The organism is Sphingobium psychrophilum, assembly GCF_012927105.1.
Taxonomy (GTDB): Bacteria; Pseudomonadota; Alphaproteobacteria; order Sphingomonadales; family Sphingomonadaceae; genus Sphingobium; species Sphingobium psychrophilum.
The window spans coordinates 585,702-601,463 of record NZ_JABBFV010000001.1 but is presented as its reverse complement, the minus strand read 5'-3'; the positions used below and the strand labels follow the sequence as shown (position 1 = coordinate 601,463).

Below are 15,762 nucleotides of genomic sequence, written 5' to 3'. Positions count from 1 at the left end.
AAAAATCAGGAGAATGTCTGATGGCCCAGGTCGCAACCCGCGATGGCGCGTCGCTGCACGTTAAGGATATGGGCGATGGCCCGCCGGTGGTGCTGATCCATGGCTGGCCGCTGACCGGCGATATGTGGGAATATCAGACGCTGGCGTTGCTGGAGGCGGGCTATCGCGTCATCACCTATGACCGCCGCGGCTTTGGCCATAGCAGCCATCCTGCCACCGGCTATGACTATGATGTCTTCGCCGATGACCTGGCCGATGTTCTCGACCATCTCGACCTGCAACAGGCCGCGCTGGTCGGCTTCTCGATGGGTGGTGGCGAAATCGCCCGTTATCTGTCGCGCCACGGTGCCGGCCGGATCGCCGGCGTCGCGCTGATCGCGTCGGTCGTACCCTATCTGCTGCAAGACGACAGCAATCCCGACGGCGTGGCGATCGGTGTGTTGCAGGACATGAAGGACCAGGTGCGCAAGGACCGGTTCGCCTTCCTCCAGAGCTTCGCCAAGACCTTCTACGGCGTCGGCTGGGTCACCAGCCCGGTCAGCCAGGGCCTGCTCGACTGGAGCTTCATCCTGGGCGTGATGGCCAGCCCCAAGGCGACGATCGACTGCGTGGATGCCTTTGGCCAGACCGATTTCCGCGGCGACCTGGCCGCCTTCACCATACCCACGCTCATCATCCATGGCACCGCGGACAAGACGGTGCCGATCGATCCCACCGGCCGTGCAGCCGCGACGGGCATCCCCCATGCGACCTTCATCGAATATGAGGGTGAACCCCATGGCCTGTTCGCCACCGCGCCGGACCGGCTCAACGCCGACCTGATCGATTTCCTGGGAGGCTGAGCCCTGGCGATCAGGGTGCAGCCCCGACATTGGCCGTCACAACGCGATACGGGGTAGCCCTTTCCACCGACGCTATCATCGTCCGCGCCGCCAGTTGCGGATATGCGCCCCGGCCAGCAAGGCGCTGCCCGCCACCGTCCAGGTCGCCTCCGCGATCGCACCCGTCGCCGCCAGCGTGCCCACCGCCATCAGCCCCAGCCCGGCGACGCCCAGCAGCATCGGGCCGGGCGCGCCACCCCGACGCCAGCCCTGCCCCAGCGCGAACAGGCTGGTCGGCACCGCCAGCGCCAGCATGACGAGGTGGAATGATTCGCCCGGATCGATGCGGCTGGCGAAAGCAGGGAGCAGCGCGAACAGCAAGGGCAGGCCCAGACAGTGCAGCGTGCAAAGCGACGAGGCGCAGAGCGCGAAACCATCGAGCAACCCAGTGCGCCTGGGCAGGGATTCCTCGCTTTTCCGTCGATCGTCACAAGCCGCCATCATCAATCCAAACATGATATAACATTACATATAAGCGGCGCATGTGGGCTTGCGTGGTGGGGCTGTCAACCGGGACAGAACGACTTTTGCGCCTCTTTCCGATTTTCGGCTGGACGCCCGCCCCGGATTTTGTCATCTGGCCGACACCAGCCGTGCGGGCGTGGTGAAACTGGTAGACGCGCCGGACTCAAAATCCGGTTCCGCAAGGAGTGTCGGTTCGATTCCGACCGCCCGCACCACGGCTTTCTGGCCGAACCCTGCTGCTGAGGGCGAACCGCCCTTCCCACCGATAGCCGCGCGCCTACGCCTCCATCGCCCGCACCGCGCCCTTATGCGCCTTGGCGTTGTGGACATAATGATCCACCCCTTCGCGCATGTCGATCAGCGCCGCGTCGGACAGGTCGCGCATATATTTGGCTGGCCGCCCCGCCCAGAGCTGGCGATGCAGCACCCTCTTGCCGGGCGACAGCAACGCGCCCGCCGCCAGCATCGCGTCGCTTTCCACCGTGCATCCGCTCATCACGATCGCGCCAAGCCCAACGAACGCCCGATCCTGCAACACGCAGCCATGGATCATCGCCATATGGCCGATCAGCACATCCTCGCCGATGATCGCGGGCCATCCGTCGGCCGGGCGGCCATCGGCGCGGTCGCCGGGGCTGTCGCAATGGATGACCGTGCCGTCCTGAACATTGCTCCGCGCGCCGATCCGCACCCGGTTCACGTCGCCGCGGATGACGCAATTATACCAGATGCTGGCGTCCTGCCCGATCTCGACATCGCCGATGATGCGGCACCCCGGCGCGATGAAGGCGCTGGGGTGGATGACCGGCGTCTTGCCGTTGAAGGGGATAATGCTGGCGCCAGGATGCGCGTCGGAATGGGCGGGACCGCTCACGGCGTCTCTCCTCTCATGGTTTGATCTTGAGCACCGGCAGGATGCTGGCATGGTCGTCGGTCCAGGCGGAAAAACCGGGCTTCGGCTTGAGCAGATCCCACGGCTCGCCGCCTGATACACGCGCCAGCCGGTCCAGTTGCGCCGGATCGCGCGACAGCGCGACCCAGATCGACGCGGCGTAGCGACGCGCGGCATCGCGCTTGGCGGGCTTATAATGGCGCAACCGAGCGTGCCAGCCGCCGGCCACAGCGTCGCCCGCTACCACCGGCCGCAGGTCGAGATAGCGGTTGGAAATGTGGATCAGCAGCAGCCCGCCCGGTGCCAGGCGGCGGCCATAAATCGCCATCGCTTCGCGCGTCAGCAAATGCATAGGGATGGAATCGGATGAAAAGGCGTCGATCACCAATATGTCCGTGCCGCCCGCCGGCTGCCGGGCCAGCGTCATGCGCGCGTCGCCGATGATGATGTCGGCGCGCGGCTGGCACCGCGCCAGAAAGCTGAAATCGGCCGGATCGCGCGCGATCGCGACCATCGCCGGATCGATTTCGTAGAAACGCCATGTCTGGCCGGGGCGGGCATAGCAGGCGAGCGTCCCCGCCCCCAGTCCGACCACATCAATCCGCGCCTTGCCCCCGAACATTTCGGGCGCATGGCCCAGCGCCAGCCCGACGCCGGACTTGGGCGCATAGTAACTGGTCGGGTCGCGTTCCCGGCCCGGCTCCAGATTCTGGACGCCGTGCAACGTCGTGCCGTGGAACAGGATGCGTTCGGTCGGGCTTTTGTTGGCGACGCCATAGACGCCGAAATAGCTGCGCGTCAGCATCCCGCTGGCCGACTGGGACAATTTTTCCCAACCGCTGAGGCACAGCATTAGATAGACCAGCATTGCCGCGGTCATGAACCGCTGGCCCAGAGTCAGGATGGCCATCGCGATGATCCCGCAGAAGCTGAGCGACTTGACCAGCGGCGGCGTATCGTCGCCCAGGGCCAGCCCGCCGCCCAGCGTCGACAACGCCAGGCCCAGCAACAGCATGAGCGGCACCAGCCAGACGCGACGGCGCGCATCTTCCCACAGCAGTCGGGGCAGACGCATCGTCGCCTCCCGCGCCGGCAGCAACAGCGCGGCGGCGATCAGCAGAATCGGATATTCATAGGTCCAGTCGAAGATCAACGGGGCCAGCAGCGCGCAGAACAGCCCGCCCACCATGCCGCCGACCGACATCAGCAGGTAGAAGCGGGTCAGATGGACCGGTTCGGGGCGCAGGTCGTAGAGGCGCGCGTGGAGCGCGGTGGCGACGACGAACAGGACCGCCAATATGCCCAGCGCGATGAAGACCGGGAAATGGATGCCGCCGGTAAAAGCGATGCAGGCGCCGATCAGCAGCACCAGCGGCGCGATCAGGATGCAGAGGTCCGCCGCGCCCCGCCGCGCCGCAAAGGCGACCGAGAAGCTGAGCAGATAGAGGCCAAGCGGCAGCACCCAAAGCAGCGGCATCGCCACGATGTCGGTGGTGAGGTAGAGGCTGGTCGACATCATCAGGCCCGACGGGACCGCCGCCAACGCCATCCAATGCAGCATCCTGCGCCGATCGGGCAGCGGCGCATCGCCCGCCTGCGCGGTGACTTCCCCCGCGCTGCCGGGCGGCAGGCGGCGGGCACTGGCATAGACCAGAAAGAAGAGCGCGCCGTAGCAGAGCGACCAGAGTAGGCTTTGCGCCTTCAAGGTCAGCAGCGGCTCGACCAGCAGCGGATAGGCGATCAGCCCGGCGAAACTGCCCAGGTTGGACGCGGCATAGAGCGGATAGGGATCGCTGCCGTCCGCCAGCGCGAACCAGCGTTGCAGCAGCGGTGCCTGCGCCGCGACCACAAAGAACAGCGGCCCGATCGACGCGGCCAGCAGCCACAGCACCCACAGCGCCGGCTCCATGTCCTGCGGCGGTTGCCAGCCCATCAGGCCGATCGGCAGGAAGATGGCGGCGACCAGGAAGAGGCCGAGGTGGATCAGCGCCTGCCGCCGCGCCGGGAACCGCCCCAGCATATGGGCATAGGCATAGCCGCCCAGCAACAGCGCCTGATAGACCAGCATCGCCGAATTCCACACCGACGGCGCGCCGCCCAGACGCGGCAGCGCCATGCGGGCGATCATCGGCTGGACCAGGAAGAGCAGGAACGAGCCTGCGCAGATCGTGACGACGAAGCGCGGGCGGGTTCCGATCTGCATCAGGCCCCCAGCAGCCTGGCCGCGTGGAGCGCGTGATAGGTCAGCACGCCTGAACATCCCGCCCGCTTGAACGCCAGCAATGTTTCCAAAATGAGCGCGTCGCGGTCCCCCGCCCCCGCCGCGGCGGCATGTTCGATCATCGCATATTCGCCCGACACCTGATAGGCGAAGACCGGCACGGCGAAGCGATCGCGCACCCGCGCAACGATGTCAAGATAAGGCAGGCCCGGCTTCACCATCACGCTATCCGCCCCCTCGGCCAGGTCCAGCGCGACCTCGCGCAGCGCTTCCTCGCCATTGGCGGGGTCCATCTGATAGTTCTTCTTGTCGCCCTTCAACAGGCCGCGCGATCCCACCGCGTCGCGGAACGGGCCGTAGAAGGCGCTCGCATATTTGGCGGCATAGGCCATGATCTGGACATTGGGGTGGCCGCCCTGCTCCAGCGCCGCGCGGATCGCGCCGACGCGGCCGTCCATCATGTCGCTGGGCGCGATGATGTCAGCCCCCGCCGCCGCCTGGTTGAGCGACTGGCCGATCAGTATGTCGATCGTGGCGTCGTTCAGCACATAGCCCGTGTCGTCCAGCAGCCCGTCCTGCCCATGGGCGGTATAGGGGTCGAGCGCGACGTCGGTCAGGATGCCGATGTCGGGCACCGCATCCTTGATCGCGCGGATCGCCCGGCACATCAGATTGTCGGGATTGAGCGCTTCGGCCCCGTCGTCGCTGCGGCGATCGGCCTGTGTGTTGGGGAAGAGGGCGAGGCAGGGAATGCCCGCGTCGCGCGCGTCCCTTGCCCGCTCCACCATCAGGTCCACCGACCAGCGCGACACGCCGGGTAGCGCGGCGATCGGTTCTTCCACGCCTTGTCCTTCGGTAACGAACAGCGGCCAGAGGAAATCGCTGGGCGACAGGCGGTTTTCAGCGTGCATCGCCCGGCTCCAGGCCGATGCGCGGGTGCGGCGCAGGCGCAGCGCGGGATAGGGTGCGTAGGTCATGGCGCGGGTGTAGGCGGCGCGCGCCAAGGGATCAAGCCGGGCACATCGCCCATGGCGACCGCACAAGTTTAGCGAAGGTTTAGACATTGGTCGAAGCGGCGGGAGTCGCTCATATTTCATTAACCCCTTCGCGGCAGGAATTTACCCAGCAACCCACAGGAAAGCATCATGATCAAAGTCACATCGGACCGGAGCCGCAAGCTCGTTATCGCCGAAATGTCCGGTTTCCTCGATGCCGCGGACGTCGACCGCTTCAACGCGGACAAGGAAGCCGCTGTGACGGCGATGGGGCTGGGATCAGGCGACTATGTCATCCTGATCAATACCGAAGGCTGCGTCATCCAGTCGCAGGAGGTCGTGGCCGCCTTCACCCGCGTCGTGCTGGACACGCGGTTCAAATCGAAAAAGCTGGCGGTCGTGCGGCACGACAATCTCACCCGGTTGCAGACCCGTCGCATCCTGAGCGTGCGCGACGATGCCGAGATATTCGCGTCGGTGGAGGAAGCGGAAGCCTGGCTGTTCGACGTCGGGCAGCAGCGCCGCGTCGCCTGAACCGATCGAAACTGGCGGGCCATGCAGCCATCGCCTATGATGGATCGATGCGCGCCATTCATCATATCGCCCTCATCTGTTCCGACTATGACCGCTCGCGCGCCTTCTACCGCGACATATTGGGCTTGCCCGTCATCCGCGAAGTGTGGCGCGCCGAGCGGCAATCGTGGAAATGCGATCTTCACGCGGGCAATGCGCAGATCGAACTCTTCTCCTTCCCCGCGCCCCCCTCCCGGCCCAGCCGCCCGGAAGCCTGCGGCCTGCGCCACCTGGCGTTCACGGTCGCGGATATCGACGCGGAAGTGACGCGACTGGACGCCGCCGGAGTGTCCTGCGAACCGATCCGCATCGACGAACATACCGGCCAGCGCTTCACCTTCTTCACCGACCCCGACGGCCTGCCGCTCGAACTTTATGAGCAGGTAAAAAGCTAACGTGCTCCCGCGAAGGCGGGAGCCCAGTTCAGACGGCGGGACTGGGCTCCCGCGTTCGCGGGAGCACATTGCACTTATTGCGCGAACCGCTTGAAGAAACTGTCCTTATTCCAGGCCGGGCGCGCATCCGCATTGGCGATGCGCAGCGTGACCGCGGTCACATAGTCGTTCAGCTTCGCGCTCTCGGCAGGCATGACCGGCTGGTTCAGGTCGTCGAACGGCGAATGATAGAGGTTCGCCCGCCACGCCTTTTCGGTGTCGGCCTCCGGCGTCCCGGCCTTGAACCCATATTTGAAGAACAGCGCGGGGATGCCTTCGCGGATGAAGGCATATTGATCGGACCGGATGAAGACGTTGCGATCGGGGAAGGGATCGGGCGTGATCGGCAGGTTCATCTGCGCGCTCACCGCCGCCGCATCCTGGCCAAGCGAGCTTTGGTCATAGCCGATCGGCGTCACGCTGGTCAGTGGGAAGATCGGCAGCGCCATGTCGAAATTGAGGTCGGCGACGATGCTTTTCTGCGGCACGGTCGGCCGCCGCGCGAAATAGCGCGCGCCCAGCAACCCCTTCTCCTCCGCCGTGACGATCGCGAACAGGATCGACCGCTTGGGCTTCACCTTGCTGGCCTTGAGCGCCCGCGCAATCTCCAGCAGGCTGGCGACGCCGGACGCATTGTCGAACGCGCCATTATAGATGGCGTCGCCCTTGATCGGCGTGCCCACGCCATAACCGTCCAGATGCGCCGACAGCACGACATGCTCCGGCCGCAGCTTCGGATCGCTCCCCGGCAGCACGGCGATCAGGTTGGGCGACGACAGATCACGCCGTTTCGCCGCAACCTGCGCCTTGAACCGCAGCGCGAGCGGGAAGCTCGCGACCGGGGCGGAGGCATCGGCCGCCGCAGCGATCGCGGCGAAATCCTGGCCCGTCCCGGCGAAGAATTGCGCCGATTTGGCGGGATCATACTGCGCGCCCAGGAACGGCGTTTGCGTTTCGCGCAGGCTTGCGTCGGCATAATAGAGCGCGGGCGCGCCCGCCAGCGCCACCCGGCGGATCCAGGGGATTTCCACCTGCTTGGGCGTCACCAGCGTAATGAGGCCCAGCGCGCCCTGCCCCGCCAGCCAATGCGCCCGTTCCGACCGGGCATGCGATTTGAGCGCGCCGGAGAGGGTGGCCGGCCCGCCCGACAGCACGACGACGATCTTGCCCTTCAGGTCCAGTCCGGCGAAATCATCATGCCCCGCTTCGGGCAAATGCAGGCCGTAGCCTGCGAACACCATCGGCGCGTCGATGCTTTCGGGCACCGGGCCGCCGCCGCCGGAAAAGATCAGGTCGCCCGGCACCGCCAGCGCCACCTCGCCCTGCGGCCCGACCAGCGATGCGCGGCTCTGGTCCGCCAGTATCACCTGCTCGATAAAGGCGACCGGCTGCTTATAGCCATCGATACCCGCCGGTTTCAGGCCCAGCGCCTTGAACTGGGCGATCACATAGTCGGCCGCGCGATCATAGCCCGGCGTGCCGGTGCCGCGCCCCTCCATGCCGTCATTGGCCAGCGCCTGCACATGCGCCCACCAGCGCGCACCGGCATCGCCCTCCGGCGCGGCGCTGACAGGGGGTGCGGCGATCATCGCGAGAAGGGGAAGAGCGAGCAGGGAAAGGCGCATGGACGGGACACTCCGTAATTTCAGTCATCTATCATGCCTGAACCGGTCCGACGAACAAGAGGCTTGGAACCGCCACGGACAACGTGTATTGTTCAAGCAACACACATTGAGGAGATTGCGATGCCCCGCCCCTTTCCCCTGTTGGCGCTGGCCCTGACGGGCATGGCGCTGTCCACCACCGCCTGTTCGCGCACCGACGAGTCGTCCGCCGCCGCGAGCAGCACGCAGGACTGGTCGACGCGCAAGGATTTCACGGAAATCGACGCGACCGGGCCGGACAATGTCGCCGTCACCATCGGCAGCGGGTTCGCGGTCAAAGCGGATGGCGATGCCAAAGCGGTGGCCGACCTCGACATCCGGGTCAAGGACGGCAAGCTGGTGATCGGTCGCAAGTCCAAGGGCGACTGGAACTGGGGCCGCAAGGATGGGGACAAGGGGGCGACCGTCCATGTGACGATGCCCGCCATCGCCGCCGCCGCGCTGACCGGGGCTGGCGATTTCGACCTGGACAAGGCGCAGGGCGACCGGCTGGACCTCGCGCTGACCGGGGCTGGCGATTTCCGCATCGGCACGGTGGCGCTCAAGACGCTGAGCGCCGACATCACCGGCGCGGGATCGATCAAGATTGCGGGCACCGCCGACACCGCGAAACTGTCCATCACCGGCGTAGGCGACATCGACGCCGCCGCGCTGAAGGTCGGCAACGCGGAGATCGATGTCCTGGGCGCGGGCGACATCGACATTGCCTCCGACGGCAGGGTCGCTATCAGCATCATGGGTCCGGGCGACGTAACGGTAAAGGGCAAGGCGCAATGCACGACGAGCGGAACGGGGCCGGGCGAAGCGCGCTGCGCGCACTAACGGCCGCCGCGCTGTTCCTCGTCGCGCCCGCCAATGCGGCGACGCGCGGCTACACCATCACCAGCTTCGACGCGATCCGCGTGGATGCGCCCGTCACGGTCGTCCTGACGACCGGCGCAGGCGCATCGGCGCGGGCGGAGGGCGACCAGAACGCGCTCGACCGGCTGAAGGTCGATGTGTCGGGCCGGCTGCTCACCATCGCCATGGAGCGGACGCGGCCAGGCGAGAAAAGCGGCGGCGCGGCCACGCTGCGCCTGTCCACCGCCATGGTTCAGCGGATCGTGCTGACCGGCGGCGGTTCGGTGTCGATCGACCGGATGAAGGGCCAGTCGGGGCAGATCGTGCTGGGCGGCAATGGCGACGTCAGCGTGGGCACGGTCGACCTCGACCGGATCGACGTGGCGCTGGCGGGCGGCGGCCGGGTGACGATGGCGGGCCGCGCGGGCGTCGCCAATATCCGCGTCAACGGCCCCGGCGCGCTGGCGGCCGAACCCCTGATCGCGCGCCAGGCCAGCGTCACCAACGAAGGGCCAGGCAGCATCACCCTGACCGCCGACGTCACCGCGCGGGTCACGACAACGGGATCGGGCGACGTCACCATCACCGGCAAAGCCGCCTGCACCATCGACAATCGCGGCACCGGCCGTGTGCGCTGCGGGGGCGAGAGTTTCTAGCGGTGTTGAGATGGGTGGAAGATCGCCGCGTTTTTCATCCCACTTCAACAATGCGGAAAAAGCCATCCCAGGTGTCTTTCCGCTTTATCTCTGCGTCCTCCGCGCCTCTGCGCGATTAGATTTTTTCGCGCGGAGGCGCGGAGGGCACGGAGAAGGGACAATATCGAATGTCTTGAATGTCGAGAAAGGGTGGTTTGCGGATTGTCAGCTTTGAGGCGGCAATAATAATATAGCTGACGGTTGTTTCAGGTAAGCCCACATGGCGGACTATGGCCAATGTGTAGATCAGCCGTGATTTCAGGAGGCCCGGCAGCGACCGTGTCGAACCGAGCCAGTAGACGCGATCCAGGTATCCGCCGTTCAGATTTCTTAATCAATCCGCGTTATGAGCGATAGTGTTCGGGATAAGCCCTATGGCGGAATTTTTGCAAGAGATGGCCCCAATCGATAGTCGAACGCCTGTCACCACAGTGGATAGCCAGCGCGTCCTCATCGCCGCACTGGCCTATGGTGCGGTCTTTTGGCTTTGCTACATTGCTTACGCCTTCCATCTCGGAATGATCGGCAACGACTTCGGCGTGTTCCACCGCGCGGCCAGTGAACCGCTTAGCAGCGTGTATGCACTGCGCGAGGCGAACCCCTTTGCCTATCCGCCCACCACGCTCCTTTGGTTGCAACCGCTGGCTTGGCTCAGCTTGAAGTCGGGATTTGTGCTGTGGGTCACGCTGTCGATCGGTGCCATTGCCTGGGCGAGCAATCGCCTAGCGGGGCCTCGCGTTGCACTGCTGGTTGTGTTTAGCCCCGCGCTGGTAACAACCATTGCCGTCGGCCAATTCGGTGCGTTGGTTGCCGCTATGATCCTCATCGCTGTTTCGCTCAAGGGTTGGCGTCAGGGTCTTCTGCTTGGCTTAGCTGCAACGATCAAGCCTCAGATACTTTTAGCTGCGCCGCTGATCTTGCTGACCAGGAAGGATTGGGGGGCGCTGATCGGTGCCAGCATCGCCGTTGCCGCAACCATTACGATCGAACTCCTCGCACTCGGTTCTCAGCTATGGCTCGATTGGGCAAAAGCGCTAAGAGCATTTCCAAAGGCGGTCGATCATGCTCATGCTTATGCTGGTTCGGTCAGCCCAATGGGCGTGGCATCGAACTTCCATTTATCCACTTGGCCGTTCTTCATACTAGGCGTCACGATAGCGGTTCTTCTCATTACCAAGCGTTCACGCGGTGCGGATTGTCTGGAATTAGCCGGACTGATCATCCTCGCCAGCGCGCTGATGTCGCCTTATCTTCTTACCTATGATACGATCGCGATCGTGCCGTTCGTCGTGCAACAAATGCTCGTGCGCGGCGGACGGAACCAGACTGCTGCGTTGGCCGTCTTCGTGAGCCCCTTTTTGGCTCTCAGTCTTCTTTGGCTTACTGTGACAATGCTTCTGCGCAAAAGTCCGTATCTGGATATTTACGGTTCGGGTACAGACGGCTCAAATCGGACAGCTTCAACCATCGGGTAGTGGCCGTACAACCTCGACCGGTCACAACTGCCTGATAGACCTGCCCAAAGTCGCTATTCAAAGGGTCGGGGTGAGTGCCAAACGAACGGCAGCCTCCGGGCGCGGCGCGTGACGCTGCCTACGGCAAAAAATGGTCGCTTGCAGCTCCATCATGCCAAGCTTTACCCCGCATCCCGCTTCTATCCCAGCGCAGCCACCAAATCCTCGCCCGCCTACCGCTGCTTCTTCGCCGTGGTGGCGGTGAAATCGGGGTCTTTGTTCGCCACCCAATCGACGAATTTGCGCACATTGGGATGGGCCAGCAGCCCCTCGACATCCGTCCCGTGGCGCTGCAATTCGGAATTGGTGAAATTGGCGATCAGCGTCTGCTGGCAGATGCCATGCATGGGAACGACATCGCGCCCGCCCCGGCTCTTGGGAACGGGATGGTGCCAGACGATCGTCTTGCCGGTCGGCCGCCCGCACAGCCAGCAGTCTACCGCCGGCGGCGGCGCGTCTTCCTCGACCACCACGTCTTCGTAGCGACCATGTTTCGAATGTTTGCGGGCCATCATCTACCTGCCATCTTCTACGTGAATGTCGTGGGAACTGTGCCGCCCCCTCTAAAGGGAAGGGAGCGCCATTACCACCGCTGAACCTGTACACCGGCGCTTGCCACCCATCGGCGGAAAGACGAGCCAGACACACGTCCACGAAAGCCTTCCAATGTAGGATTTTGTCTGGTCTATCCTTCTAGATGAATCCTCCGCTCCCCCCCCAACAGCCCTGCCGTCGCGCGATCGGCGCATCGCTGTCGCGCGGGCGTGGCGCCCGTGTCGCACCCATGTCGCGCGCCTGTGACCCATATGGCGCGTCGCGATGGCTTCAAAGGCGCGTCGCCGCATCCTCACAGCGACTATTGGCCGATTTTGCCCGACGACGCTGTATACTTCGGCCGTGACGGCCTGCCGCGCCATCCTTTCCTCCCATCGACCTTACTTATCGAAAACTTTACCAGAGCGCCGCTAGACACAGCGTACTTGTCCACAGCCGGGTTTTGATCATGCGCTTTTCTCTTGCCCTGCCCCTTCTGATCGCCCTGGCGCTGCCGCAACCGGCCTGGGCGCAGGTGGCGGTGGCCGACAGCGGCGATACCGGCTGGATGATCCTGTGCGCGCTGCTGGTGCTGCTGGCCGCGCTGCCGGGGCTGATGCTGCGCCACGCAGGGCAGGTCAATGTGCGCAGCGCCCTGTCGGTGACGGCGCAGGGGGCGGCGGTCGCGGCCGTCGCGGCGCTGACCTGGGGCATTGCGGGCTATAGCATCGCCTATGCGCCGGGCAGCGCCTGGCTGGGTGGCGGCGGAAACCTGCTGCTCGCCAATCTCGCCCAGTTGCGCGACGGGCTGACCGTGCCCGAATCGGCCTTCGTGCTGTTCCAGCTCACTATCGCCCTGCTCGCCGCCTGCCTGCTGGTGGGCGCGGTGGCGGAACGGACGCGGATCGGCTGGTGGGTCGCCTTCACCCCGCTCTGGCTGCTGCTGGTCTATGCACCGGTCGCTCATGCGGTGTGGGGCGGCGGCTGGCTCGCCGACCTGGGCGTCATGGATTTCGCCGGCGGGCTGGTCCTGCACGGCACGGCGGGCTTTTCCGCCCTCGCCCTTGCCTTGATCGCAGGCGGTCGGCGTGAGCCGTCCGATCCCGGCCATGCCCCGTTGCTCAGCATGGCGGGCGGCGGGCTGCTCTGGGTCGGCCTGTCCGGCGTGGTCGGCGGCTGGGCGCTGGGCGCGACTGACGACGCCGCGACCGCGATCCTCAATCACCTCTTCGCCGCCTGCGCCGCGGCGCTGACCTGGGGGTTGCTCGACCGGATGCTGAGCGCCCGCACAAGCGCCACCGGCATCATGTCCGGCGCGCTGGCGGGCATCGCCGCCATATCGGCCAGCGCCGCGCTGGTCGGCACCGGCGGCGCGATGCTGATCGGCGTCATCGCCGCTTTCGTGTCCCGCATCGGTGGCGGCATCTTGTCCGGTCGGGTCGATGACGGCGCGGGCGTCTTTGCCATTCATGGACTGGGCGGCCTGACCGGTGTGCTGCTGCTGCCGGTCTTCGTCCTGCCGCTGATGGGCGGGGTCGGCTTCGACGCCAATATCAGCCTGCCCGGCGCGTTGACGTCGCAGGCCATCGGCCTGGTCGTGGTCGCACTGTGGGCCATGGTTGGAAGCGCGATCGCCGCGCTGATCGTGTCGGTCGTCATCCCCATGCGGGTGAGCGCACAGGAAGAGTCCGACGGCCTCGACGCCAGCCAGCACGGCCAGCAGGGCTGGGACTTCCGCTAACGCCATGCCGCCCCACCCCTCTTACGCCGCCCCTTCTTCCGTCGCTGTCGCGATCTTCGCCCATCAGGAAGAACGGCGGATCGGTGCCTGTCTGGCGTCACTCCCGCTCGATCGGCGCGATACGCTCTTCCATGTGCTGGTCAACGGCACCACCGACGCGACCGTGGCGCGGGCGCGGGAGGCGGCGGGCGGGCGGGCCAATGTCGTCGTCCATGACATCAAGGCAGGCGGCAAGTCGCGCACCTGGAACCATATGGTCCATGACCTGCTGACCGGGACCGAGCAGGCCGTCATCTTCATGGATGGCGATGCGCAGATCGTGGCGGGATCGATCGATGCGCTGGTCGCCGATCTGGCCGCTCATCCCGACGCCAATGCCGCGTCGGGCATGCCGATGAACGGCCGGATGGCCGCAACCTATCGTGGCACGCTGCGCAGCGAAGGCGGGCTGTTCGGCGATCTCTATGCGCTGTCAGGTAATTTCGTGCGGGAGATCCGCGCCCGCAGACTGCGCTTGCCCGACGATTTGATTGGCGACGACGGGCTGGTGGCGTCCTGGGCGCATACCGGGTTGCAGAAGGATATCGCCTGGGATCTGGCGGGAATCGTGCCCTGCGACGACGCGGGCTTCCTGTGTGAACAGGTCAGCCTGGCCCGGCCCCAGACTTGGCGCATGCATTATAAGCGGCTGATCAACTATTCAGTGCGTTTCTACCAGAACCGGATCGTGTCGGACATCATGACGCGCGAGGGGCCAGCCGGCATCCCCGCGCGTCTTGCGAGCCTCTATCCCGACTGGCTGCCCCGTTTCCGACCGCGCCCCGGCCTCACCGCCTGGTTCGACCGCAAGGCGCTCAAGCGGATGCGCGCCGCGGTTTAACGGTCGCGGCCAGCCAGTTCCTTGTTCACGAACAGTGCGACCCCGGTCACCACCGCACCCGACAGCAGATACACGCCCGACGCGGCCAGGCCAAATTCGGCCGACACAGAGAGCGCGACCAGCGGCGCAAAGCCCGCGCCGACCAGCCAGGCCAGGTCCGACGTCAGCGCCGACCCGGTATAGCGCGTGGCGGTGCGGAAATTGGAGGCGACGATGCCCGATGACTGGCCGAAGCTCAGCCCCAGCAGGATGAAGCCCAGCACCATGAAGGCGACTTCGCCCAGATCGCCGCCATTGAGCAGCAAGGGCGCTGCGACCGCGAAAATGGCGATGCCCACCGCTGACCAGCCGATCAGGGTGCGGCGGCCGACCATGTCGGCGACGAAGCCCGACACGATGATCGCCAGCACGCCGACGAACGCGCCGATCACCTCGATCATCAGGAATCGTTCCAGCGGCTGGTCGGTATAGAGCGCGATCCACGACAGCGGGAACACGGTGACCATGTGGAACAGGGCGAAGCTGGCCATCGGGGCGAACGCGCCGATGACGATGTTGCGCCCTTCGCTGCGGACGGTTTCGATGACCGGCGAGGGCTGGAGTTCGCGGGTTTCATAGAGCCGCGCAAATTCCTCTGTCACGACGATGCGCAGACGGGCGAACAGCGCCACCACGTTGATCGCAAAGGCGACGAAGAAGGGATAGCGCCAGCCCCAGTCGAGGAAGTCGGCGGTCGAGAGAATGTTGAGGAAGTAAGCGAACAGGCCCGCCGCGACCATCAGCGCCAGCGGCGCGCCCAATTGCGGCATCATCGCATACCAGCCGCGCTTGTTCTGGGGCGCGTTGAGCGAGAGCAACGAGGCCAAGCCATCCCAGGTGCCGCCCAGCGCCACGCCCTGACCGGCGCGGAACAGCGCCAGCAGGATCGCGGCCCAATGGCCGATCGTCTCATAGCCCGGCAGGAAGGCGATCGCCGCGGTCGATCCGCCCAGCAGGAACAATGCGATGGTCAGCTTGACGCCGCGGCCATAGGCGCGATCGACCGCCATGAAGATGAACGACCCGATCGGGCGTGTGATGAAGGCGAGTGCGAAGATGGCGAAGGACCAGAGCGTCCCCATCAGCGGCGACATATAGGGGAAGATATGCGCCGGGAAGACGATGCACGACGCGATCGCATAGACGAAGAAGTCGAAAAATTCCGACGTCCGCCCGATGATGACGCCGATCGCGATCTCGCCGGGCGCGATTTTCTTGTGTCCATGCGCATGCAGCTGGCGCACGTCGCGTTCCGCCTGGGTCGAATTGGGCGTGGTCTTCGCGGAGGTCATTGGGCGGAAGTCATGGGGTAAAACGGACCTTCATGCTGCGGGAACGATCCGCGCCGCACTTCGTTGCACGACGAATCATCCCGTTGGTTAATTACTCCATGC

15 protein-coding genes and 1 tRNA gene are annotated in these 15,762 nt (G+C 65.3%); 9 read left to right on the top strand and 7 right to left on the bottom strand.

What is annotated here, in order from left to right:
- Positions 1-20: 20 nt before the first annotated feature.
- On the top strand, positions 21-842 hold the full coding sequence (locus HHL08_RS03065) for an alpha/beta fold hydrolase (protein WP_169570979.1): 822 nt from the start codon (positions 21-23) through the stop codon (positions 840-842).
- A 75-nt stretch (positions 843-917) separates the two neighbouring features.
- Here the strand turns inward: HHL08_RS03065 and HHL08_RS03060 are convergent, their stop codons facing one another.
- Positions 918-1,337 (bottom strand): MerC domain-containing protein, encoded by a 420-nt coding sequence (locus tag HHL08_RS03060; protein WP_235954646.1) that lies wholly within the window; start codon positions 1,335-1,337, stop codon positions 918-920.
- Positions 1,338-1,476: 139 nt separating this feature from the next.
- Between HHL08_RS03060 and HHL08_RS03055 the strand changes: the two genes are divergently transcribed.
- Positions 1,477-1,561 (top strand) — tRNA-Leu (locus HHL08_RS03055).
- Positions 1,562-1,623: 62 nt separating this feature from the next.
- Here the strand turns inward: HHL08_RS03055 and HHL08_RS03050 are convergent.
- Genes HHL08_RS03050 through hemB form a run of 3 tightly spaced genes read right to left on the bottom strand, consistent with a single transcriptional unit; the run spans position 1,624 to position 5,436 of the window.
- Positions 1,624-2,220 (bottom strand): gamma carbonic anhydrase family protein, encoded by a 597-nt coding sequence (locus tag HHL08_RS03050; protein WP_328804548.1) that lies wholly within the window; start codon positions 2,218-2,220, stop codon positions 1,624-1,626.
- A gap of 13 nt (positions 2,221-2,233) precedes the next feature.
- Positions 2,234-4,441, bottom strand: coding sequence for a fused MFS/spermidine synthase (locus HHL08_RS03045; RefSeq protein WP_169570977.1), 2,208 nt, complete (start codon positions 4,439-4,441; stop codon positions 2,234-2,236).
- Complete coding sequence (hemB, locus tag HHL08_RS03040) at positions 4,441-5,436, bottom strand: porphobilinogen synthase (RefSeq protein WP_169570976.1); 996 nt, start codon at positions 5,434-5,436, stop codon at positions 4,441-4,443. Before hemB ends, HHL08_RS03045 begins: the two co-directional genes overlap by 1 nt.
- 168 nt (positions 5,437-5,604) lie before the next feature.
- Here hemB and HHL08_RS03035 point away from each other — a divergent pair, with 168 nt between their 5' ends.
- Together HHL08_RS03035 and gloA2 are read left to right on the top strand one after the other, a co-directional pair.
- On the top strand, positions 5,605-5,988 hold the full coding sequence (locus HHL08_RS03035) for a hypothetical protein (protein ID WP_169570975.1): 384 nt from the start codon (positions 5,605-5,607) through the stop codon (positions 5,986-5,988).
- Positions 5,989-6,035: 47 nt separating this feature from the next.
- Positions 6,036-6,422, top strand: a complete 387-nt coding sequence (gloA2, locus tag HHL08_RS03030) for an SMU1112c/YaeR family gloxylase I-like metalloprotein (protein WP_169570974.1) — start codon at positions 6,036-6,038, stop codon at positions 6,420-6,422.
- Between the two features lie 74 nt (positions 6,423-6,496).
- Here gloA2 and HHL08_RS03025 read toward each other — a convergent pair whose 3' ends face one another.
- Positions 6,497-8,086, bottom strand: a complete 1,590-nt coding sequence (locus HHL08_RS03025) for a M28 family metallopeptidase (RefSeq protein WP_169570973.1) — start codon at positions 8,084-8,086, stop codon at positions 6,497-6,499.
- A gap of 120 nt (positions 8,087-8,206) precedes the next feature.
- Here HHL08_RS03025 and HHL08_RS03020 point away from each other — a divergent pair, with 120 nt between their 5' ends.
- The 3 genes from HHL08_RS03020 to HHL08_RS03010 all read left to right on the top strand — a co-directional run bounded on the left by HHL08_RS03020 (position 8,207) and on the right by HHL08_RS03010 (position 11,135).
- The gene (locus HHL08_RS03020) at positions 8,207-8,947 is read left to right on the top strand and encodes a head GIN domain-containing protein (RefSeq protein WP_169570972.1); all 741 of its coding nucleotides are present in this window, start codon (positions 8,207-8,209) and stop codon (positions 8,945-8,947) included.
- The gene (locus HHL08_RS03015; protein WP_169570971.1) at positions 8,899-9,621 is read left to right on the top strand and encodes a head GIN domain-containing protein; all 723 of its coding nucleotides are present in this window, start codon (positions 8,899-8,901) and stop codon (positions 9,619-9,621) included. Before HHL08_RS03020 ends, HHL08_RS03015 begins: the two co-directional genes overlap by 49 nt.
- 413 nt (positions 9,622-10,034) lie before the next feature.
- Positions 10,035-11,135, top strand: a complete 1,101-nt coding sequence (locus tag HHL08_RS03010) for a glycosyltransferase family 87 protein (protein WP_169570970.1) — start codon at positions 10,035-10,037, stop codon at positions 11,133-11,135.
- Between the two features lie 212 nt (positions 11,136-11,347).
- Here the strand turns inward: HHL08_RS03010 and HHL08_RS03005 are convergent, their stop codons facing one another.
- Positions 11,348-11,686 carry a hypothetical protein gene (locus HHL08_RS03005; RefSeq protein WP_169571107.1) on the bottom strand — a complete coding sequence of 113 codons (339 nt, stop codon included), beginning with the start codon at positions 11,684-11,686 and terminating at the stop codon, positions 11,348-11,350.
- Between the two features lie 491 nt (positions 11,687-12,177).
- On the opposite strand from HHL08_RS03005, the gene HHL08_RS03000 reads away from it, so the two are divergent.
- Positions 12,178-13,449 (top strand): ammonium transporter, encoded by a 1,272-nt coding sequence (locus tag HHL08_RS03000; protein WP_169570969.1) that lies wholly within the window; start codon positions 12,178-12,180, stop codon positions 13,447-13,449.
- 4 nt (positions 13,450-13,453) lie between these two features.
- Positions 13,454-14,329, top strand: a complete 876-nt coding sequence (locus HHL08_RS02995) for a glycosyltransferase (RefSeq protein ID WP_169570968.1) — start codon at positions 13,454-13,456, stop codon at positions 14,327-14,329.
- On the opposite strand, the gene HHL08_RS02990 is transcribed toward HHL08_RS02995, so the two are convergent.
- Positions 14,326-15,660 carry an MFS transporter gene (locus HHL08_RS02990; RefSeq protein ID WP_169570967.1) on the bottom strand — a complete coding sequence of 445 codons (1,335 nt, stop codon included), beginning with the start codon at positions 15,658-15,660 and terminating at the stop codon, positions 14,326-14,328. The genes HHL08_RS02995 and HHL08_RS02990 overlap by 4 nt on opposite strands.
- Positions 15,661-15,762: the final 102 nt, after the last annotated feature.